Source organism: Micromonospora sp. NPDC093243, from assembly GCF_044753725.1.
Taxonomy (GTDB): domain Bacteria; phylum Actinomycetota; class Actinomycetes; order Mycobacteriales; family Micromonosporaceae; genus Micromonospora.
Genome location: NZ_JBIVNT010000012.1, coordinates 1 through 19886, shown reverse-complemented (window position 1 = coordinate 19886; position 19886 = coordinate 1). Strand labels below are relative to the sequence as shown.

At 73.8% G+C, this 19886-nt stretch carries 20 protein-coding genes; 12 read left to right on the top strand and 8 right to left on the bottom strand.

What is annotated here, in order from left to right; genetic code table 11:
• Positions 1 to 59: 59 nt before the first annotated feature.
• The gene (locus tag ACIP9D_RS30650) at positions 60 to 581 is read right to left on the bottom strand and encodes a GNAT family N-acetyltransferase (RefSeq protein WP_350876767.1); all 522 of its coding nucleotides are present in this window, start codon (positions 579 to 581) and stop codon (positions 60 to 62) included.
• A 213-nt stretch (positions 582 to 794) separates the two neighbouring features.
• Between ACIP9D_RS30650 and ACIP9D_RS30645 the strand changes: the two genes are divergently transcribed.
• The gene (locus ACIP9D_RS30645; protein WP_350876765.1) at positions 795 to 1616 is read left to right on the top strand and encodes an HAD family hydrolase; all 822 of its coding nucleotides are present in this window, start codon (positions 795 to 797) and stop codon (positions 1614 to 1616) included.
• Positions 1616 to 2428: an HAD family hydrolase gene (locus tag ACIP9D_RS30640; protein WP_350876764.1), complete on the top strand. Its 813-nt coding sequence runs from the start codon at positions 1616 to 1618 to the stop codon at positions 2426 to 2428. Before ACIP9D_RS30645 ends, ACIP9D_RS30640 begins: the two co-directional genes overlap by 1 nt.
• Before the next feature lie 34 nt (positions 2429 to 2462).
• Here the strand turns inward: ACIP9D_RS30640 and ACIP9D_RS30635 are convergent, their stop codons facing one another.
• Positions 2463 to 3065, bottom strand: a complete 603-nt coding sequence (locus tag ACIP9D_RS30635; protein ID WP_350876762.1) for a bacterial proteasome activator family protein — start codon at positions 3063 to 3065, stop codon at positions 2463 to 2465.
• An 84-nt stretch (positions 3066 to 3149) separates the two neighbouring features.
• On the opposite strand from ACIP9D_RS30635, the gene ACIP9D_RS30630 reads away from it, so the two are divergent.
• Both ACIP9D_RS30630 and ACIP9D_RS30625 read left to right on the top strand, forming a co-directional pair.
• Positions 3150 to 3977 carry an alpha/beta hydrolase gene (locus tag ACIP9D_RS30630; protein ID WP_350876759.1) on the top strand — a complete coding sequence of 276 codons (828 nt, stop codon included), beginning with the start codon at positions 3150 to 3152 and terminating at the stop codon, positions 3975 to 3977.
• A gap of 49 nt (positions 3978 to 4026) precedes the next feature.
• Complete coding sequence (locus ACIP9D_RS30625; protein ID WP_350876757.1) at positions 4027 to 5220, top strand: ABC transporter substrate-binding protein; 1194 nt, start codon at positions 4027 to 4029, stop codon at positions 5218 to 5220.
• 78 nt (positions 5221 to 5298) lie between these two features.
• Here ACIP9D_RS30625 and ddaH read toward each other — a convergent pair whose 3' ends face one another.
• Entirely contained in the window at positions 5299 to 6132 is an 834-nt protein-coding gene (gene ddaH / locus ACIP9D_RS30620) for a dimethylargininase (protein ID WP_350876755.1), read from the bottom strand.
• Positions 6133 to 6191: 59 nt separating this feature from the next.
• On the opposite strand from ddaH, the gene ACIP9D_RS30615 reads away from it, so the two are divergent.
• Together ACIP9D_RS30615 and ACIP9D_RS30610 are read left to right on the top strand one after the other, a co-directional pair.
• On the top strand, positions 6192 to 6650 hold the full coding sequence (locus ACIP9D_RS30615; protein ID WP_091593913.1) for an Lrp/AsnC family transcriptional regulator: 459 nt from the start codon (positions 6192 to 6194) through the stop codon (positions 6648 to 6650).
• Positions 6651 to 6950: 300 nt separating this feature from the next.
• Positions 6951 to 7907, top strand: coding sequence for a zinc-binding dehydrogenase (locus tag ACIP9D_RS30610; RefSeq protein WP_350876752.1), 957 nt, complete (start codon positions 6951 to 6953; stop codon positions 7905 to 7907).
• Positions 7908 to 7926: 19 nt separating this feature from the next.
• On the opposite strand, the gene ACIP9D_RS30605 is transcribed toward ACIP9D_RS30610, so the two are convergent.
• The 3 genes from ACIP9D_RS30605 to ACIP9D_RS30595 all read right to left on the bottom strand — a co-directional run bounded on the left by ACIP9D_RS30605 (position 7927) and on the right by ACIP9D_RS30595 (position 10129).
• Positions 7927 to 9042: a T3SS (YopN, CesT) and YbjN peptide-binding chaperone 1 gene (locus ACIP9D_RS30605; protein WP_350876750.1), complete on the bottom strand. Its 1116-nt coding sequence runs from the start codon at positions 9040 to 9042 to the stop codon at positions 7927 to 7929.
• Between the two features lie 188 nt (positions 9043 to 9230).
• Positions 9231 to 9497 (bottom strand): DUF6457 domain-containing protein, encoded by a 267-nt coding sequence (locus ACIP9D_RS30600; protein WP_350876748.1) that lies wholly within the window; start codon positions 9495 to 9497, stop codon positions 9231 to 9233.
• Entirely contained in the window at positions 9494 to 10129 is a 636-nt protein-coding gene (locus ACIP9D_RS30595; RefSeq protein WP_350876746.1) for an NTP transferase domain-containing protein, read from the bottom strand. The genes ACIP9D_RS30600 and ACIP9D_RS30595 overlap by 4 nt, the downstream gene beginning before the upstream one ends.
• 51 nt (positions 10130 to 10180) lie before the next feature.
• Here ACIP9D_RS30595 and fdhD point away from each other — a divergent pair, with 51 nt between their 5' ends.
• Positions 10181 to 11032 (top strand): formate dehydrogenase accessory sulfurtransferase FdhD, encoded by an 852-nt coding sequence (fdhD, locus tag ACIP9D_RS30590; protein ID WP_350876744.1) that lies wholly within the window; start codon positions 10181 to 10183, stop codon positions 11030 to 11032.
• Here fdhD and ACIP9D_RS30585 read toward each other — a convergent pair.
• Positions 11022 to 11729 (bottom strand): GAP family protein, encoded by a 708-nt coding sequence (locus tag ACIP9D_RS30585; RefSeq protein WP_350876742.1) that lies wholly within the window; start codon positions 11727 to 11729, stop codon positions 11022 to 11024. The genes fdhD and ACIP9D_RS30585 overlap by 11 nt on opposite strands.
• A 116-nt stretch (positions 11730 to 11845) precedes the next feature.
• Positions 11846 to 12892 carry a DUF4192 domain-containing protein gene (locus tag ACIP9D_RS30580; RefSeq protein ID WP_350876740.1) on the bottom strand — a complete coding sequence of 349 codons (1047 nt, stop codon included), beginning with the start codon at positions 12890 to 12892 and terminating at the stop codon, positions 11846 to 11848.
• 137 nt (positions 12893 to 13029) lie between these two features.
• Between ACIP9D_RS30580 and ACIP9D_RS30575 the strand changes: the two genes are divergently transcribed.
• The 5 genes from ACIP9D_RS30575 (at position 13030) to ACIP9D_RS30555 (ending at position 19795) form a co-directional block, all read left to right on the top strand.
• The gene (locus ACIP9D_RS30575) at positions 13030 to 13962 is read left to right on the top strand and encodes a fructosamine kinase family protein (RefSeq protein ID WP_350876738.1); all 933 of its coding nucleotides are present in this window, start codon (positions 13030 to 13032) and stop codon (positions 13960 to 13962) included.
• Positions 13959 to 14972, top strand: a complete 1014-nt coding sequence (gene moaA, locus ACIP9D_RS30570) for a GTP 3',8-cyclase MoaA (protein ID WP_350876736.1) — start codon at positions 13959 to 13961, stop codon at positions 14970 to 14972. Before ACIP9D_RS30575 ends, moaA begins: the two co-directional genes overlap by 4 nt.
• 2 nt (positions 14973 to 14974) lie before the next feature.
• Positions 14975 to 15250, top strand: coding sequence for a MoaD/ThiS family protein (locus tag ACIP9D_RS30565; protein WP_350876734.1), 276 nt, complete (start codon positions 14975 to 14977; stop codon positions 15248 to 15250).
• Between the two features lie 11 nt (positions 15251 to 15261).
• Positions 15262 to 16506, top strand: a complete 1245-nt coding sequence (locus ACIP9D_RS30560; RefSeq protein WP_350876732.1) for a metallophosphoesterase — start codon at positions 15262 to 15264, stop codon at positions 16504 to 16506.
• Positions 16507 to 16603: 97 nt separating this feature from the next.
• On the top strand, positions 16604 to 19795 hold the full coding sequence (locus ACIP9D_RS30555; protein ID WP_350876730.1) for a UvrD-helicase domain-containing protein: 3192 nt from the start codon (positions 16604 to 16606) through the stop codon (positions 19793 to 19795).
• Positions 19796 to 19886 lie beyond the last annotated feature (91 nt).

Genomic DNA, 19886 nt, shown 5'->3' with positions numbered 1-19886 from the left:
CCGCCGCCCGGCGGCCGGCGGAATGGCGGCGCTCGCAGCAGCTCCGGGTGGGCCGGCCGTCAGGTGGTGGCCCAACGCAGTTCGCCGTCGACCACCGTCTCGGTGGCCCGCAGGCCGAGTCGTTCGGCGACCCGGGCCGAGGCCCGGTGGTCGGGGTGCACGTGGGCGATCAACGCCCGGATGCCGTGCCCGTCGAGCCAGCCGACCATGCCCGCGGCGGCCTCTCCGGCGTAGCCGCGGCCCTGCTGCGGGGCGACGACGACCCAGGCCAGCTCGGCCACCGTCCGTTCACCGTCGAGCCGGACGGTGGCCTGCACGGTGCCGACCGCCTGCCCGCTCTCCCGGTGCCGGACGATCCAGTTAAGCCAGCCCTGGCTGCCGTCCGGCGACTGCCCGGTGACCTGACGGGCGTACCGGGCGCGTAGCTGCTCCAGGCTGGCCGGCTCGCCGCCGATGTATTCGTGCAGCCGCTCGTCGCGCAGCAGCGGGGCCATCTCCGCGGCGTGCTCGACCCGGAGCGGTTCCAGCACCAACCGCTCGGTCTCGATCGGCTCCACCGCCGGCCAGTCGCGCACCGCCATCCGTCCACCGTACGACCGAAGGGGTGCCGCCGGGTAGGAAGCAGCCGGACGGGCGGTCGGAGATCGGTGTGCGCCCGGGGTTGGCGTCTGATTCGCCTGGAAGCCATGGTTGCGACGAGTTGACCGAGGTACGGTTGCTGCCCGCCGTCACTCCGGGTCGATGATCGACCACTGAAACGGCTGGCTGCGACGGCGGCGGGCGAAGGAGGAACCATGACCCGCCCGGGACTGCCCAAGCTGATCGCCACCGATCTTGACGGAACGCTCGTCCGTAGCGACGACACCGTCTCCGCGTACACCCACGGGGTGCTCGACCGGGTGCGGGCCGCCGGGATTCCGGTGGTCGGCGCGACCGGCCGCGGGCCCCGGCTGACCGAACTGACCCGCAACGACATCCGCGCGGCCGACTTCCTGGTGATGGCCGGCGGCGGCCGGGTGGTCGACCAGAGCGACCCGGCCGGCCCGATCGTGCTCCGCGACGAGCGGCTTCCCGGGGAGGTGCTCGCCCGGCTGCTGGCCGACCTGGAGGCCGAGGTGGGCCCGCTGACCGTAATGGTGGAGGCGTCGGACGAGCACGACGCCCCGCTCTGGGGCGACTACCACCCGAGCTGGCCCTACCAGGACCGGTTCGAGGCGCGCACCCGCGCCGAGTGCCTTGCCACCGACGTGATCAAGGCGTTCGCTCGTACCGCGGACCACCACGTGGACGAGCTGCTCGCGGTGGCTCGCCGGATCATTCCGGCCCAGGTGGCCACGCTCACCCAGGCCGGGCTCGGCTTCGTGGAGATCTGCCCGCCCGGGGTGGACAAGGCGACCGGGCTGGCCGTGGTGGCGCAGGCCCTCGGCGTCGACCCGGGTGACGTGCTGGTCTTCGGCGACATGCCCAACGACCTGCCGATGTTCGACTGGGCCGGTTGGTCCCGGGTGGCGGTCTCCAACGCCCACCCGACGGTGCGCGCCGCAGCCGACGAGGTGACGCTGCGCAACGACGACGACGGGGTGGCGGTCTACCTGGACCGACTACTCTCCCGGTGATGGGAGAGACGCCACGCCTGGTCGCCACCGACATCGACGGCACGCTGCTGCGGGACGACCGGACGCTCAGCCCGCGTACCGCGCAGGCGCTGGCCCGGATCGCCGCCCAGGGCACGCCGGTCGTGCTGGTCACCGGCCGCCCGATCCGCTGGCTGAAGATGGTGTACGACCAGCTGAACGGGCCGCTGCCGGCGATCTGCGCGAACGGTGCCGTGGTCTACGACCCGGTGAACGACGAGGTGCTGCGGGCTGATCCGCTCGCCCCGGAGCTGCTCGCCGAGGTGGCCCGGCGGCTGCGCGCGGAGGTACCCGGAATCAGCTTCGCGGTGGAGATCATCGACAGCCGGCAGATGCGACACGAGGCGCACTACCCGCTGCGCTGGGATGCCGACGCCGACGCGATCCGGGCCGTCGAGACGCCCGAGGAGCTGCTGGCGGCGCCGGCGGTGAAGCTGCTCGCCCGGGCCGGGGAGCAGGACCCGGACGCCTTCGTCGAGTTGGTCGCCACGGCCCTGCAGGGCCTGGCCGAAGCCACCCACTCGTCCTACTCCGGCCTGGTCGAGATCTCCGCGGCCGGGGTGACCAAGGCGGCGGGGCTGGCCTGGTACTGCGCCCGGCTCGGCGTCGACGCCGGGGACGTGCTGGCCTTCGGCGACATGCCCAACGACGTGCCGATGCTGGCCTGGGCCGGTCGGGCGGTGGCGGTGGCGAACGCGCACCCCGCCGTCCTGAAGGTCGCGCACGAGGTGACCGTGGCGAACTCCGAGGACGGCGTGGCGGCGTACCTGGAGAAGATCTTCGACGTGGGGTGAGCGGGCCCGCCGCGCCGGCGGCGCGGCGGTCGGCTCAGAGGTACTGCCCGGTGCTGTGGCCTTCGCCACCGGCGGGCTGCCCGATCCCGGGCATCCCGGGCGCCATCCCGCCGGGCCCGCTCGGCAGCGCCTGGCGCCCCGAGCGCATCTGCTCCAACTGCACCCGGGCGGCCATCTGCTGGGCGACCAGCGCCGCCTGGATGCCGTGGAACAGCCCCTCCAGCCAGCCGACCAACTGGGCGTGGGCGATCCGCAGCTCGCCCTCGCTGGGCGCGCTCTCCTCGGTGAAGGGCAGCGAGATCCGCTCGAGCTCCTCGCGCAGCTCGGGGGCGAGGCCCTCCTTCAGCTCGACGATCGACCGGGCGTGGATCTCCCGCAGCCGGTGCCGGCTGGCGTCGTCGAGCGGGGCGGCCTTGACCTCCTCCAGCAGCTGCTTGATCATGCTGCCGATCCGCATCACCTTGGCGGGCTGTTCGACCAGGCGGGTCGGGTCCTCCCCCTGGCCCTCGTCGGCCTGCATGGTGCCGACCGGCTGGCCGTCCGGGCCGACCACCACCACCGTGCCGGAGTGGCCGGTGTCCTCGTGGTCCGGCTCGTTGTTCTGTCCAGCGGAGCGCGCTTCGGTCATGGGATCCATCTTTACCCAGTGGCGCCCGTCCACGCTCGCCGGGACCGACTCCCACCCGGCAACCACCCGGGCGGGGCGCGCTACCGTCGCGCCATGCCCGCCGACCCGCGCGCCGTCCTCACCCGGCCCGCTCCGGAACCGGACCGCACCGTCGCGTACGGCCACCATCCGGACCAGATCGCCGATCTGCGGCTGCCGGCCGGGTCCGGCCCGGCGCGACCGCTGGTCGTGGTGGTGCACGGCGGCTTCTGGCGGGCCGAGTACGACCGGCGACACACCGGCCCGATGGCGGCGGCCCTGGCCGCGCTGGGTCATCCGGTGGCGCAGCTGGAGTACCGGCGCACCGGGCAGCCCGACGGCGGCTGGCCGAACACGTTCACCGACGTGCTGACCGGCGTGGCGGAGCTGCCCCGGCTGGCCGCCGCGGCGATGCCGGGCCGGGTGTCGGCCGCCGCGCCGATCCTCGTCGGTCATTCGGCCGGCGGGCACCTGGCGCTCTACGTCGCCGCGACCGCGCCGGCGACGGTCGGTGGGGTGCTGGCGCTGGCCCCGGTCGCCGATTTGGGCGAGGCGTACCGGCGGGACCTGGACTCCGGGGCGGTGGCCGCGCTGCTCGGCGGGGGGCCGGCTGAGTTTCCCGAGCGGTACGCGACCGCCGATCCACGGTCGTTGGTACCGATGCAGGCACGCTCAGTAGTTGTCCATGGTGCCCTGGACCGGCAGGTGCCGGTCGCGATGAGCCGAAGCTTCGTCGCCGAGGCCCGCGCGGTTGGTACCGATATCACCCTTCTCGAACTCCCGGAATGCGAGCATTTCGGGCTTATCGATCCGGAGTCTGCGGCCTGGCCGGTGATCGTCGATGTATTGCAGTCCCTACACGATGATCAGCAGCCGATTGACGCAGCGTCGCCGACCAGGTAGAACGCCGAAGGGGCGTTCAGGCCCTGCAACGCTCCTCGGAAGGAACTCGGTGTCCCAGATGAACCGCAGGCGGGCGCTCCAACTGCTGGCCGCGCTCGGTACGACCGGACTCGTCGCGGCGTGCGGCGACGACACCGACGGCGCTCCGGCGGCCGGGCCGAAGAGCCCGATCAAGATCGGTCTCATCGCACCGCAGGCCGGCGGCTTCAAGGCGATCGGCGAGGAGATCACCAACGGGTTCCAGCTCTTCCTCGATCTGCATCAGCAGCAACTCGGCGGGCACCCGGTGACGTTGATCACCGCGGACGAGGGGGAGACCGCCAAGTCCGGCAAGGCTGCCGTCGACGATCTGCTCAAGCAGGGCGTGCTCGCGCTGACCGGCGTGGTCAACTCCGCCGTCATGCTCGGCATCCGGGACACGGTCGAGCAGGCTCGGGTGCCGCTGATCGGCTCCAACGCCTCCCCCAGCAGCCTCCAGAGCGTGGTCTACATCTGGCGTACCTCGTACGTGCTGGACGAGGCGGGACGGGCGCTCGGCCGTTACCTCAAGGAGAAGCTCCCGGCGAGCAGCCGGATCACGATGATCATCCCGGAGAACGTCGGCGGCCCGGACGTGGTCCGCGGCTTCCGGCAGGAGTTCGGCGCCAGCGACCCGCGCATCTCGGGCTCCGTCATCTGGACCAACCCCACCACGAAGCCCAGCGCCACCGCGTACGTCCAGGACATCCGCAAGGCGATCGGCCGCAGGCCGTCCGGGATCTTCTGCTTCTTCGCCGGCGACGCCGGTGTCGAGTTCATCCGGCAGCTGCGCAAGGAGGGCTACAAGGGGCCCGTCTACGCCCCCGGCTTCCTCACCGAGGGCACCGCGCTGGAGACCCTCAAGAACGACGGGCTCAACATCCAGACCGCGTTGAACTACTCGGCCGACCTGAACAACGCGGCCAACCGGGACTTCGCCTCCGCCTACCGCAAGAAGCACAACTCGTCGCCCACCACCTACGCGATGGCGTCGTACGACGCGGCGCAGGTGCTCCACCAGGCGATCGACCTGGCCGGCGACGCCCCGAACCCGCAGCAGGTCAACCTGGCGCTGGGCAAGCTCGGGCAGATCGACAGCCCGCGCGGCATCTGGCAGTTCAACCAGCCGCGTACGCCGCAGCAGAAGTGGTACCTGCGCCAGGCGCAGCGCGAGGGTCAGCTGATCTCGAACGTCGTCATCACCGAGCTGGCCACCCTGGGCTGAGCCCCGCCACCCGCACGCCAGGGGCCGGCCTCCACGACGGGAGGCCGGCCCCTGCTGGTACGCCGGTCGTACGGGCGGTCAGTGGCGCAGCTCGGCGATGCAGCACTTCACGCTGCCGCCGCCCTTCTTCAGCTCGGCCAGGTCCACCAGCACCGGGTGGTAGCCGGCGGCCTTGAGCTTGCCGGCGAGCCGGGTCGCCTCGCTGTTGAGCACCACATTCAGTCCGTCGCTGACCAGGTTGAGCCCGAAGGCCATGGCGTCCTCGTCGTCCGCGATCACCGCGTCCGGGAAGAGCTGGGTGAGCACCCGCTGGCTGGCCGCCGAGAACGCGCCGGGGAAGTAGACGACGTTGGTGTCGTCGATGGCGGCGAGCGCCACGTCGAGGTGGTAGAAGCGCGGGTCGATCAGGTGCAGCGAGACCACCGGCCGGGCGAGCGCCTCCTGCGCCTCGGCGTGCGCCGGCAGCTCGGTGCGGAAGCCGTGCCCGGCGAGGATCAGCCCACCGTGCGCCTCCGGCACGTACGCGAAGTCACCCTCGCCCTCGTTGGTCTCGCTCGGGGCGATGAACCGCCAGCCCTGTTCCTCGTAGAACGCCCGGTGCGCCGCGGCCTCGCCGGCCCGCTGCTCGTGCTTGAACCGGGCCCCGTAGGCGGTGCCGTCCACCACGAAGGCGCCGTTGGCGGCGTAGACCATGTCCGGCAGACCGCGCTCGGGGGTCAGCAGGTGCACCTCGTGGCCGAGACCGACCAGGGTCTCCCGCAGCCGGTCCCACTGCTTCACGGCCAACGCCGAGTCGACCGGGGTGGTCACGTCCATCCACGGGTTGATCGCGTACTCGACCGCGAAGTGCTCAGGGGAGCACATGAGATATGTCCGCTTTCGCGGCACTCGCTGCTGGTTCACGGTGACCAAGAGTAGGTACCGTAGAACTTTGGTAACAGCCACAACCATTGCTTCCAAGAGGCGGAACGTTGCAGATAGATGCCGTTGACCAGCGGATCATTGCGTTGCTCGTCGCCGACGCCCGGGCGTCGTACGCCGACATCGGCACCCGGGTGTCACTCTCCGCCCCCGCAGTCAAGCGACGGGTCGACCGGCTGCGCGCCACCGGGGTGATCCGGGGATTCACCGCGGTCGTCGACCCGGCCGCCGTCGGTTGGACCACCGAGGCGTTCGTCGAGCTCTTCTGCGCCGGGCGGACCACCCCCGCACAGATCGGCGTGGCGGCCCGCCGGCACCCCGAGGTGGTCGGCGCTTACACCGTCTCCGGCGAGGCCGACGCGCTCGTGCACCTGCGCGCCGCCGACATCGCCCACCTCGAGGCGGCCCTGGAGCGGCTGCGCGCCGAATCGTTCGTCACCTCCACCCGGAGCACCATCGTGCTCTCCCGGCTGGTCGAGTCACCGGGCGTCGGCCCCTCCGCCGGCTGACCGGCCGGCGCACGCACCCGGCCGGGCCGTGACGGAAAACCAGTGGCCCACCGTGGAACCGCTGCCGGGCGCAGCCCGTCGAACCGGCCATGACACGGGTAGCCCTCATCGCCGTCGTCGGCACGCCGGCTGCGTTCGGCCCGCTCGCCGGCGGTGGTCGGCTCCCCTCGACCTGATCCTCCCTCCCCCGGCGGGTGAGGTCCGGTTCTCGGGGTTTCCGGGCCTCACCCGCCACCACCGGGCTTGACCTCAAGGCGGGTTGAGGGTGTCGACTCGACACCGGAGACCCGAGGGGGAGTCATGCGAGCGATCTGGTTGCGCGGGTTCGGCGGACCCGAGGTGCTGGTGCCCGGCCCGGCTCCCGACCCGGTGCCCGGGCCGGGCCAGGTGCTCATCGACGTGGCACACGCCAACATCACCTTCGTGGAGACCCAGTTCCGGGCCGGCCGGACCGGGCCGTTCGGCGGCAGCCCACCGCTGATCCCCGGCAACGGCGTCGGGGGCACGATCACCGACGTCGGCACGGGCGTCGACCCGGCGCTGGTCGGACGCCGGGTGGTCAGCTCCACCGGCGGCTCCGGCGGCTACGCCGAGCGGGTCACGGTGGACGCGACCGCGCCGATCGAGGTGCCCGATCCGCTGGCGCTCGACGCGGCGGTGGCGCTGCTCGCCGACGGGCGCACCGCGACCATGCTGATCGACGCGGTCGACCTCCGGCCCGGCGAGCGGGTGCTGGTGGAGGCGGCCGCGGGAGGGGTGGGCAGCCTGCTGGTGCAGCTCGCCGCAGCCGCCGGCGCCCGGGTGGTCGCGCTCGCCGGTGGGCCGCGCAAGGTGTCGCTGCTGCCCGAGCTCGGCGCGGCGGTCGCGGTGGACTACCGCGAGCCGGACTGGACCGACCAGGTCCGCGCCGCCACCGACGGGGTCGACGTGGTCTTCGACGGCGTCGGTGGCGAGTTGGGCCGGGCCGCGTTCAAGCTGCTCGACCCGGGCGGCCGGATGGTGAGTTTCGGCCTGGCCAGCGGCGAGTGGGCCGGGGTGCCGCCGGAGGACGCCATCGCCCGGAAGGTGGCGCTGCTCCGGCCGGACGTACCGCCGGCGCGGCTGCGCGCGTACACCGAACAGGCCCTGGCGGAGGCGGCGGCCGGACGGCTGCGGCCGGTGATCGGCCAGCGGTTCCCGCTGGAGCGGGCGGCCGACGCGCACGCCGCGATCGAGTCCCGAGCGACCGTGGGCAAGACCCTGCTCGACCTCCACTGACCAGTGGCGCGCCGCCTCTTCAGAGGTACATGCCGGTGCGGTGCTCGCCCTGGTCGCGGCGGACCGGCTTGTCGCTCTCGCCGAAGAACCGCTTGCCGCCGAACTCGCCGTGCAACCGGTCGTCCAGCTCGTCGGCGAGCCCGGTCATCACCTGCACCGCCAGCATGAGGTGGGTGGCCTGGAAGTTGCGGCCGAAGACCGGGATGGACGCCCAGACGGTGTCGTCGGCGCAGTAGAGGCGGCCGATCGGCATCCGGTTGGTGAGTTCGGATAGCCGAACGTAGAGCCGCTCGGTCGGTTCGACCTCGGTGAGCACCGGGGAGAAGACGTCGACCAGCGGCGGATTGTCGCGGACCCGGACGAAGACCATCGCCGAGCCGGAACGGATGTTGATGTCCCCGTCGGAATCCACCTGCAGGCGGTCGGAGTCGGACTTGAGCATGGTCGAGACGACGGTGCGTACCCGCTCCTCCAGCGCCAGCACGCCGGCCTGCTCCGGCTGGGCGGCGGCCGCCTCAGCCAGCGCCTCGTCCAGGTCGGCCTCGACGTCGTGGTCCGGGCCGAACTCACTACGCGCGGTGCCGAGCGGCTCGCCGGGCAGCGGCTCCCCCTCGGCGTCGTGGATCAGGTAGACCAGGAAGGCCGGGTGCGGCGCACCGTAGACGTCGCGCAGGGTCCGGGAGAGCAGGGCGGCGATCCGGGTCGACGCCGCCGTCGTGCCGTCCAGGCCGAAGGACTCGCCGGAGCCCTCGACGACCCCCGGCGGCGACCAGCCCAGCGCGATCATGTCCGCCACCGCGCTGCGGTCCAGCCGGTAGCCCTGCGGCAGGCTGGCGTTGCCGACCGCCCGGGCGGCGAGCCGGCCGTCGGCGCCCACGTCCACGCTGATCGAGTAGACGGCGTCGCCGGTGCCGGAGGCGGTCGGATCGAGGGTCAGCTCGACGTGCGCGCCGGTGGGCAGCGCTGGGAGCAGCGCCGCCAGCGCACGGGCGAACTCCTGCCAGGCCTGCGTCACCTTGGCCCGCAGGTCGGCCGTGCTCGGCTCGTCGAGCAGGATCGACTCGTGCTGTTCCGGCTGCGTCGGCGCGCCGCCGGACGGCTCACCGGTCGGCACCGAGGGGTGGTCTGCCGTCATGATCGCCTCCGTCCGTCAAGGTCACCCTACCCACGGGACCGGGAAGCCGAATCAGCCCCGACCGTGATCGGACAGCAGCTACCGGCGGACCGGTCAGATCGGCCGATCCGGGCCAGGAAAGCCCTGCTGAGGCCGGTGTGACACCGGGCGGCGCGAAGCGGACGCCTCCCGTCGGGCCTCCCGGGCGGTCAGGAGGCGGTGGGGTCGGCCCGGTCGGCGCCGAGCTCGACCGGCCAGCTCCCGGCCAGCGCGCTGAGCCGCGCGGCGGCGCCGGCGGGGTCGGCGCCGCGCCCCACCGCCACCCCCAGCAGGTACGCGGAGACCGGCGCACCGGGGCGGATCACCTGGTGGGCGACGTCCTTCGCCAGGTCGAGCACGGCCGACACCGGCACCTCGGCCGGGTCGAGCCCCAGCTCGGCGCAGGCCGCCGTGACCCAGTCGTCCATCACCGTCATCGCGCCCACTCCTCCGCCCGGTGTACGTCCTGGTCAGTGTCGCAGTCGAACCAGGGCGGCGGGCCCTCGCCGGCCCAGGCCACCTCCCGCACGGTCAACCCGTCCAGCAGGGCGCGCACCGAGGCGCCCGCGAGCGTGCCGCCCCGCGCGGCGGTGAGCCGGTCCACGGCGGCCCGCAGCGGGGACACCCGCCACACCCCGCAGAGGGACTGGCGCCGGCCGTCGTCGTCAACGAAGCAGGCGCCGTCGGCGAAGCGGGCGCCGTCGGCGAAGCGGGCGTCGTTGCCGACCGGCTCGTCCAGCGCGCGCCGCAGCACGCCGACCGCGTCCCGGGTGAGCAACGGCAGGTCAGCCGCGAGCAGGGCGACCGTCGTGGTGCCCGCATCGAGCAGGGCGAGCCCGGCCGCCGCGGCGGCCACCGGCCCACCGCCGGACGGCTCCTCCCGGGTGACCCGTACGTCGGGCGGGACCGGATCGGCCCACCCGACCAGGATCCGGGGCTCGGCGTCGGCGACCGCGGCGAGCACCCGGTCGCGCATCGGCCGGCCGCCGACCGCGAGCGCGGGTTTGTCCACCCCGCCCATCCGCCGGGCCGCGCCGCCCGCGAGCACCACCGCCGCGTACGTTCCCATCCGGTCACGGTAGCCGTGCGGACGCCCGGACGCGGGGTGCAGGATGGCGGGATGGGACGGGCGACTGACCGACGCGGCGTACTCCGGATCGACCTCGACGGCGTGGCCGGCCCGTCGGTCCGTCGGCCGGACAACCTGGCCGTGGAGGAGCCGCTGGAGATCCGGGTGGGTGCGGCCGGGCCGGGCCGGCGTAAACCACTCGCGGTGACCATGCGCACCCCCGGCGACGACCTCGACCTGGCGATCGGTTTCCTGCTGACCGAGGGGCTGATCCGGTCGACCGACGACGTGCACACCGCGCAGCTCTGCGCGGGGGCGGAGACCCCGAACACGTACAACGTGGTGGACGTGGTGCTCAGCCCCGGCGTGCCGGAGCCGGCCACCGACCCGGCCCGGAACTTCTACACCACCAGCTCGTGCGGGGTGTGCGGCAAGGCCAGCATCGACGCCGTCCGGACCCGCTCACTCTTCCCCGTCGCCGACGATCCGCTCACCGTGCCGGCCGCCCTCCTCGCCGAGCTGCCCGACCGGCTGCGCGCGGCGCAACGCGGCTTCGACCGGACCGGCGGCCTGCACGCCGCGGGCCTGTTCACCGCGGACGGGCAGCTGCTCGTGCTGCGCGAGGACGTGGGGCGGCACAACGCCGTCGACAAGGTGGTCGGCTGGGCGGTGCGGGAACGCCGGCTGCCGCTGGCCGGGCATCTGCTGCTGGTGTCCGGGCGGGCGAGCTTCGAGCTGACCCAGAAGGCGTGGATGGCGGGGCTGCCGCTGCTCGCGGCGGTCTCCGCGCCGAGCACCCTCGCCGCCGACCTGGCCGAGGAGGCCGGGATGACCCTGGTCGGCTTCCTGCGCGGCCGGACGATGAACGTCTACGCCGGCCCGAGCCGGATCCTCACCGGTTGAGCAGGTCGAACAGGTCCAGCCGGAGGGCGGCGTCGCGGGCGACCAGGAAGCCGGCGATGCCGAGGACCCAGCCGAGCGCGCTGCCGGCCTTCTCGGTGATCCAGGCGTTCAGCCGGGCCAGCACCGGCTCGACCAGCCTCGGTACGGCCACCCGGGCGGCGAGCAGCAGCACCGCCGGCACCACCATCACCAGGCAGTAGCCGGTCAGCAGCGCCGCCACCGTCGGCGCGCCCAGATCGGCGGACGCCAGCAGGCTCACCGCGCCGAGGTACGGCAGCATGGTGGCCACCTCGGCCAACGCGGCGAGCAGCGCCAACCCGACCAGCCAGCGGGCCGAGGAGTCCCCACTGGTGGCCCGGTCGCGCCAGCGCAGCACCCCGCCGGAGCGTCGCCGTCGCTTGCCGTCGTAGCGGAAGCTGAGCGCGAAGAGCGCGATCCCGAGCGCCAACTGCGCCCAGAGCACCGGTCGCTGGTCCAGCGCCCCGCCGAGCGCGTCGGCCAGCCGGGTGCCACCCCAGACCAGCAGCAGCCCGACCGCGAGGTAGAAGGCGGCGATCGTGCCGAGGTAGGCCAGGATCCGCGGCACGCTGACCCGGCCCGGCGCGAGCAACAGCCAGATCGGGATGAAGAGGGTGCCGATGCTGGTGCTGTCGATCAACGCCAGCCCGGCGAGTGAGAGCAGGAGTCCGACGCTCATCTGGTCACCAAGGGGGGTACGGGCACCTGACCATCCTCCGGTCGCGCGGGCCGCGCCGAGTCGACCAGGGGAACGAACCTGGCGTACATCGTTCGATGGACGGCGGTCCCGGCCGGTCAGCGCCCGGCGCGGCGGCTCCGCTTGCGTCGGCGCACCACGCCGGGCAGCCCGACCGCCGGCCAGCCGTCCAGCTCGGAGGGCGGCATGCCCCGGCGGAGCAGGTCGTCCAGGAGCAGCGCGAGGGAGTAGTCCGGGTGCACGGCGAGCGCCCGCTCCAGCGCGACCGCCGCCAGCGCGCCCTGGCCGGCCCGCCAGGCGGCGAAGGTCAGCAGGCTCGCCGGGGCGGCGATCAGCTCCGGCTCGGCCCGGCGCAGCACGTCCGTCCAGAGGGCGATGTCGCGGTCCCGCCCGTCGGTGCGTTCCCAGGCGTGGTCGCGTACCGGCAGGTGGGTCAGGAGCAGGGTCAGCCAGGCCACCTCGGCGTCGTCGAGGCGCTCGCCCCGGCGCTGCCGGCGCAGCGCGTCGCGTATCGCCGCCACCCCGGCGGCGCGCAGTGCACGTCCGCCCAGCAGGTCACTGCCGGGGGCCTGCTCGATCAGGCCCACCAGCCGCCGCTCGGCGTCGTCGGTGGCCCGCCGCATGGCCAGCCGGGCCGGGCCCTGCACCGGCGACACCTGCGCCGCCAGGGCGGCCCGGTCGGGCAGGGCCACCTGCCCGGCGAAGACCGCGGACGCGGTGACCTGACTGGCGCCCGGGTCGTACGGCCGGCCTTCCGGCGGGCAGCAACCCGCCTCGGTGCACAGGTAGGACCACCACCGGCCATCGGTGACCCGCAGCGCGTCGAGCAGCACCAGGCCGGCCTCGGTCAGCGCGGCGCGGACCGCGTCGACGGTCGGGGTCACCTGCCCCGCCGGCCCGTAGCCGACGACGGTGGCGGCGTCCGCGCGCTGACGGTGGATGACGCCGGCCAGATGCTGGGCCGGGCCGGCCGGGTCGGCGGTGGGCTCGGGCAGGTCGGCCCGGGCGGCGAAGACGATCTGCCGACCGCGCAGCGCCACCACGACCACGCTCTCGGCGGGGTGGAAGCCGAGCAGGTAGGGCACGGCGGCGATGAGGTCGGCGGGCGAGCGGACGGCGAGCCGGGGGCGGTCGGTCGAGGACATGGAGGCAGCCTGCGACCCGACGCGGACGCCGCGCAGCCCTTGTGGACGACACGCCGTCCATCCACAGACACGGAGAGTATTTCGCCTGCTCAGCCGCGTATGCCACGGCGCTCGGCGGGAGGGGCTACGGTGCGCTGATGGACCTCGCGTACCTGCGCGCGCATCCGGCCCACCTGCCGACGTTCCTGACCCACCAACGGATCCGGGAGACGCCGGTCGCCGGCGGGGACATCTGCACCGCGTCCCGACTAACCCTGGACGACGGCCACTCGGTCTTCACCAAGACCTGGCCGGAGCGCGCCGGGCGACCGGTGCCGGAGGGCTTCTTCGCCGCGGAAGCGGCCGGGCTGCGCTGGCTGGCCGCGGCCGGCAACGCAGCAGCTGCGGACGTGGTGCCGGTGCCCGAGGTGATCGTGGTGCTGCCGGAGCTGCTCGCCCTGCAATGGGTGCAGCCCGGTGAGCCGAGCCCGGAGGCGGCCGAGCGGTTCGGCAGGGAGCTGGCCGCGCTGCACCGGGCCGGCGCGCCGACCTTCGGGGCGAAGTGGACCGGGTTCATCGGGGCGCTGCCCCAGGACAACACGCCGGAGGGCGGCACCTGGGCGGCCTGGTTCGCCCGGCGGCGGCTGACGCCGTACCTGCGCCAGTCGGTGGCCGGTGGGGCGCTGACCGTGGCCGACGCGGCCCTGGTCGAGGCGGTGATCGACCGGGTCGGCGAGTTCGGCGGGGACGAGCCACCGGCGCGGATTCACGGTGACCTGTGGCCGGGCAACGTGCTCTGGGGCGCCGACGACCGGGCCTGGCTGGTCGACCCGGCCGCACACGGCGGGCACCGGGAGACCGACCTGGCCCAGCTGGCGCTCTTCGGCGGCGCGCCGCACCTGGACCGGATCCTCGCCGCCTATCAGGAGACGTGGCCGCTGGCCGAGGGATGGCGGGAACGGGTGCCGCTGCACCAGCTGCACCTGCTGCTGGTGCACACCGCGCTCTTCGGCGCCGGATACCGCGATGCGGTCACCCGCGCCGCCCGAGCCGCCCTGAACGGGGTCGGGCGCGCTACGGTCGACACGTGAGCGTCGCCATACCGACCGACGGCGTCCTCGTCGACCGGTTCGGCCGCGTCGCCCGGGACCTGCGCGTGTCGCTGACCGACAAGTGCAATCTGCGCTGCACCTACTGCATGCCGGCCGAGGGGCTGCCCTGGCTGGCCGGCCCGGAGCTGCTGACCGACGACGAGATCGTCCGGCTGGTCCGGGTCGCCGTCGAGCAGCTCGGCGTGACCGAGGTGCGGTTCACCGGCGGTGAGCCGCTGATCCGCCCCGGGCTGGTCGACATCGTCACCGCCGTGGCCGCTCTCGAACCGCGCCCCACGATCTCGCTGACCACCAACGGCATCGGTCTGGACCGGCTCGCACCGGCGCTGCGCGCCGCCGGGCTGGACCGGGTGAATGTCTCCCTGGACACTCTGGACCCGGCCCGGTTCGCCGACCTCACCCGCCGGCCCCGGCTCGACGCCGTCCTGGCCGGCCTGACCGGCGCGGTGGCGGCCGGCCTGAACCCGGTCAAAATCAACAGCGTGCTGATGCGCGGCGTCAACGACGACGAGGCCCCGGCGCTGCTCCGGTTCGCCCTCGACCACGGCTACGAGCTGCGGTTCATCGAGCAGATGCCACTGGACGCGCAGCACGGCTGGGACCGCGCCGCCATGGTCACCGCCGACGAGATCCTCGCGTCGCTGCGCCGGGAGTTCGACCTGCGTACCGATCCCGCGGAGCGGGGGGCGGCGCCGGCCGAGACGTGGTTGGTCGACGGCGGCCCGGCCCGGGTCGGCGTGATCGCCAGCGTCACCCGTCCGTTCTGCGGTGACTGCGACCGGACCCGGGTGACCGCGGACGGCCAGGTCCGCGCATGCCTCTTCGCCACCGAGGAGTCCGACCTGCGCGGCGCGCTGCGCGGCGGGGCCGACGACGACGGCCTGGCCGACCGCTGGCGGCGCGCGATGTGGGGCAAGCGGGCCGGGCACGGCATCGACGATCCGAGCTTCCTGCAACCGGCCCGACCGATGTCGGCCATCGGAGGGTGACGGTGACCGACCCGACGCGGCCGGTCGGGGCCGCGCAGTTCACCGTCCGCTACTTCGCCGGTGCCCGGGCGGCGGCTGGCCGCACCGAGGAGGCCGTACCCGGCGGAAGGTCGCTCGACGATCTCACGACCGAGTTGGCCGAACGGCACGGTGACCGGCTCGCCGCCGTGCTGCGGGTGGCGAGTTTTCTCGTCGACGGCGTCACCTGTCATGATCGTCAGACGCCGTTGCCGGCCGGGGCCACGATCGACGTCCTGCCCCCCTTCGCGGGCGGCTGAAGGAGGCGTACGTGCTGTCGGTCCTGGCGTTCGTGGGCACCATCGCCCTGATCACCGGCCTGATCCACCTCTACCTGTGGAAGCGGCTGGTTCGCGACACCACCAGGCCGGGCCGCTGGCGCCGGATCGGTGGCGTCACGGCTGTGGTGCTCGCCCTGCTGGTACCCGCCGCGCTGGTGGGCACCCGGGCCAAGCTGCACTGGCTGGCCTGGCCGGGCTACCTCTGGCTCGCGCTGATGTTCTACCTGCTGGTGCTGCTCGTGGTGCTGGAGGTGCCGATGCTGGTGGCCCGGCTGGTGCTGCGCCGCCGGGTGACCGCCGCCGAGTCGACCGCCGCCGCGCCCGAGCCGGTGCTCGTCGGCGCCGCCGGGCCGGCCGACCCGCCCGCCGCCGACGCGGTCGCGCAGCCCGACCACGACCCGTCCCGCCGGTTGCTGCTCGCCCGGGGGGCCGCCATCTTCGCCGGCCTCACCGCCGTCGGCGTCACCGGGTACGGCGTGCGCAACGCCTTCGGCCCGCCGGAACTGGACCGGGTACGCATCCCGCTGGCCAAGCTGCCCAGGAGCATGGACGGCCTGCGCATCGCCACCGTCTCCGACATCCACCTCGGGCCGCTGCTCGGTCGGGGGCACACCGAGCGGATCGTCGCCGCCATCAACCGGCTCGACGCGGACCTGGTCGCGGTGGTCGGCGACCTGGTCGACGGTACGGTCGCGGAGCTCGGCGAGGCGGCCGCCCCGCTACGCGACCTGCGCTCCCGCTACGGCAACTTCTTCGTCACCGGCAACCACGAGTACTACTCCGGGGTGGAGGAGTGGGTGCGGGAGGTGGACCGGCTCGGCCTGCGGGTGCTCCAGAACCAGCGGGTGGAGATCCCCGCGCGCGGCGGCGTGCTGGACCTGGCCGGCGTGAACGACGTGTCCGGGGCGCAGCTGAGCGCCGCCGCCGGGCCGGACTACGCCGCGGCGCTCGGTGACCGCGACCCGGCCCGCCCGGTGGTGCTCCTCGCCCACCAGCCGATCGCCGCGGTCGAGGCGGCGAAGTTCGGCGTCGACCTGCAACTCTCCGGGCACACCCACGGCGGTCAGATGGTGCCGTTCAACCTCGCGGTCAAGCTGGAGCAGCCGGTGGTCTCCGGGCTGGGTGAGGTGGACGGCACCAAGGTCTACGTCACCAACGGCGCCGGTTTCTGGGGTCCACCGGTGCGGGTCGGCGCCAACCCCCAGATCACCCTCGTCGAGCTCCGCGCCCCCTGACCGGTCGCGGCACCCGCCGGTCAGAAGTGAGGATTGCGCGGGTCACGTGTGTGCGTGGCGGCGGGCGGCAGCCTGGGCGGGCGTGACAGGATGCGGCGTGCCTCCGTTCAGCGCCGCACCCCCCGGTGGCCTCCCGCCGTTCGTCGCGGACCTGCACATCCACTCGAAGTACTCCCGCGCGTGCAGCCGCGACCTCACCCTGCCGAACCTCGGCTGGTGGGCCCGGCGCAAGGGCATCGGCCTGCTCGGCACGGGTGACTTCACCCATCCCGCCTGGTACGACCACCTGCGCGAGACGCTGCACCCGGCCGAGCCCGGCCTCTACCGGCTCAGCCCGGAGGCGGAGCGGGACATCGCCCGGCGGCTGCCGCCCCGGTTGGCGAGCGAGGCCGAGAGCGACCCCGTCCGGTTCATGCTCAGCGTGGAGATCTCCACGATCTACAAGCGGGACGACCGGACCCGCAAGGTGCACCACCTGATCTACCTGCCCGATCTGGACGCGGTCGAGCGGTTCAACACCGCGCTCGGCCGGATCGGCAATCTCGGCTCGGACGGCCGCCCGATCCTCGGCCTGGACTCCCGCGACCTGCTGGAGATCACGCTGGAGGCGAGCCCGGACGGCTACCTGGTGCCGGCGCACATCTGGACGCCCTGGTTCTCCGCGCTCGGTTCGAAGTCCGGCTTCGACGCGATCGCCGACTGCTACGCCGACCTCGCCGAGCACATCTTCGCGGTGGAGACGGGCCTGTCGTCGGACCCGGAGATGAACTGGCGGGTCGGCAGCCTGGACGCGTACCGGCTGGTGTCCAACTCGGACGCGCACTCCCCGCCGGCGCTGGCCCGGGAGGCGACCGTCTTCGCCACCGCCCGCGACTACTTCGCGGTCCGGGACGCGCTGCGCACCGGCGACGGGCTCGCCGGCACCGTCGAGTTCTTCCCCGAGGAGGGCAAGTACCACGCGGACGGCCACCGGCTCTGCGGAGTCAGCTGGTCCCCGGAGCGGACCCGGGCCGCCGGCGGGCGCTGCCCGGAGTGCGGGAAGCCGCTGACCGTGGGCGTACTGAGCCGGGTCGAGGAGCTGGCCGACCGGCCGGTGGGGCACCGCCCGGCGCACGCCCGCGAGGTGACCCACCTGGTTCCGCTGGCCGAGATCCTCGGCGAGATCAACGGCGTCGGGGCCCGGTCCAAGAAGGTGGAGGGCAAGCTCAACGAGCTGCTCGCCGCGCTCGGCCCGGAGCTGGAGATCCTGACCCGCACCCCGCTCGACGATCTCGCCCGGGTCGGTGGCGAGCTGCTCGGCGAGGGGATCGGTCGGTTGCGCCGGGGCGAGGTCCGCCGGGTGCCCGGCTACGACGGCGAGTACGGCGTGATCACCCTCTTCGACCCGGCCGAGCTGCGCGGGCAGTCGGGCAGCGCGCAGGCGGAGACGCTCTTCGACGTACCCGTGCCGGCGCAGCGGAAGCCGACGGAGCCGGCGTCGAAGCCGCGGGCCAAGCGCCCGACGGCGGCCAGGGCCGAACCGAAGCGGAAGCCGGCGGCGCCGCCGCCTCCGATCGCCCCGCCGCCCTCGCCGCACGAGCCGTTCGAGCCGATGCTCGCCGGCATGGAGGAGGTCGGCACCGGCCTGCTGGACCGACTCGACGCGATGCAGCGGGTGGCGGCCTCCGCGCCGGGTGGCCCGCTGCTCATCGTGGCCGGCCCGGGCACCGGCAAGACCCGGACGCTGACCCACCGGATCGCGTACCTCTGCGCCGAGCTGAACGTCTTTCCCGAGCAGTGCCTGGCGATCACCTTCACCCGGCGGGCGGCGGAGGAGCTGCGGCACCGCCTCGACGGCCTGCTCGGCCCGGTCGCCGAGGACGTCACGGTCGGCACCTTCCACTCGCTCGGGTTGGCCATCCTCCGCGAGAACGCCGACGCCGCCGGCCTGCCCGCGGACTTCCGGATCGCCGACGACGCCGACCGGGCGGCCGCCCGGAGCGAGGCCGGCGACGACCCGGCGGTGTACACCGCGCTGCTGCGCAAGCAGGACCTGGTCGACCTGGACGAGCTGCTCACCCTGCCGGTGGCGCTGCTGCGCGAGGACCGGACGCTTGTCGAGCGCTACCGGAGCCGCTGGCGTTGGATCTTCGTCGACGAATACCAGGACGTCGACGCCGTGCAGTACGAGCTGCTGCGGCTGCTCAGCCCCGCGGACGGCAACCTCTGCGCGATCGGCGACCCGGACCAGGCCATCTACTCGTTCCGCGGCGCGGACGTGGGCTACTTCCTGCGCTTCTCGCAGGACTTCACCGATGCCCGGTTGGTCCGGCTGAACCGCAACTACCGATCCTCGGCGCCGATCCTGGCCGCCGCGGTGCAGGCCATCGCGCCGTCGTCGCTGGTCCGGGGCCGCCGGCTGGACCCGGCCCGGCTGGACCCGGAGGCCCCGCTGGTCGGCCGCTATCCCGCGGCCTCCGTCGCCGACGAGGCCGATTTCCTGGTACGCACCATCGACGAGCTGGTCGGCGGTCTGTCGCACCGGTCGCTGGACTCCGGCCGGATCGACGGTCGGTCCACCTCGCTCTCCTTCTCCGACATCGCGGTGCTCTACCGCACCGACTCGCAGGCCGCGCCGATCGTGGACGCGCTCGCCCGGGCCAACATCCCGGTGCAGAAGCGCTCACACGACCGGCTGCGCGACCGCCCCGGGGTGACCGCGATCGCTCGGGAGCTGCGGCACGCCGACGGGCTCGGCGGCGGCCTGCCGGCGCGGGTCCGGCTCGCCGGCCAGGTGCTGGCCGAGCGGTTCGCTGCACCCACCCTGGACGGCTCGGGCGTGGTACGGCCCGAGGAGGTCCGGGCGGCGGTCGACCTGCTCACCCCGCTGGCCCGGCGCTGCGGCGACGACCTGCCGCTCTTCCTCTCCCAACTGGCCACCGGCGCCGAGGTGGACGCGTTGGACCCGCGCGCCGAGGCGGTCACGCTGCTCACCCTGCACGCCGCCAAGGGGCTGGAGTTCCCGGTGGTCTTCCTGGTCGGCGCCGAGGACGGGTTGCTGCCGCTGCGCTGGCCGGGCTCGACCCCGGACGAGGACGCGGTCGCGGAGGAGCGACGGCTCTTCTTCGTCGGGCTGACGCGCGCCCAGGACCGGCTCTACGTCAGCCACGCGGCCCGCCGCACCCGGCAGGGGGCGGAACGTGACTGCGCCCCCTCGCCGTTCCTCGACGTGATCGACCCGGGCCTGTTCGAGCGGTTCGGCGAGACCGAGCCCCGCCGGCCGAAGGACCGCCAGCTCCGCCTGATCTGACTGTGAGGCTGGCCGGGTCGGTCCGCAGATGATGGGCTGATGGTCGGCGGCAGCGGACGTGACTCTTGCTCTGACTGGCTTCGTGCCTTGG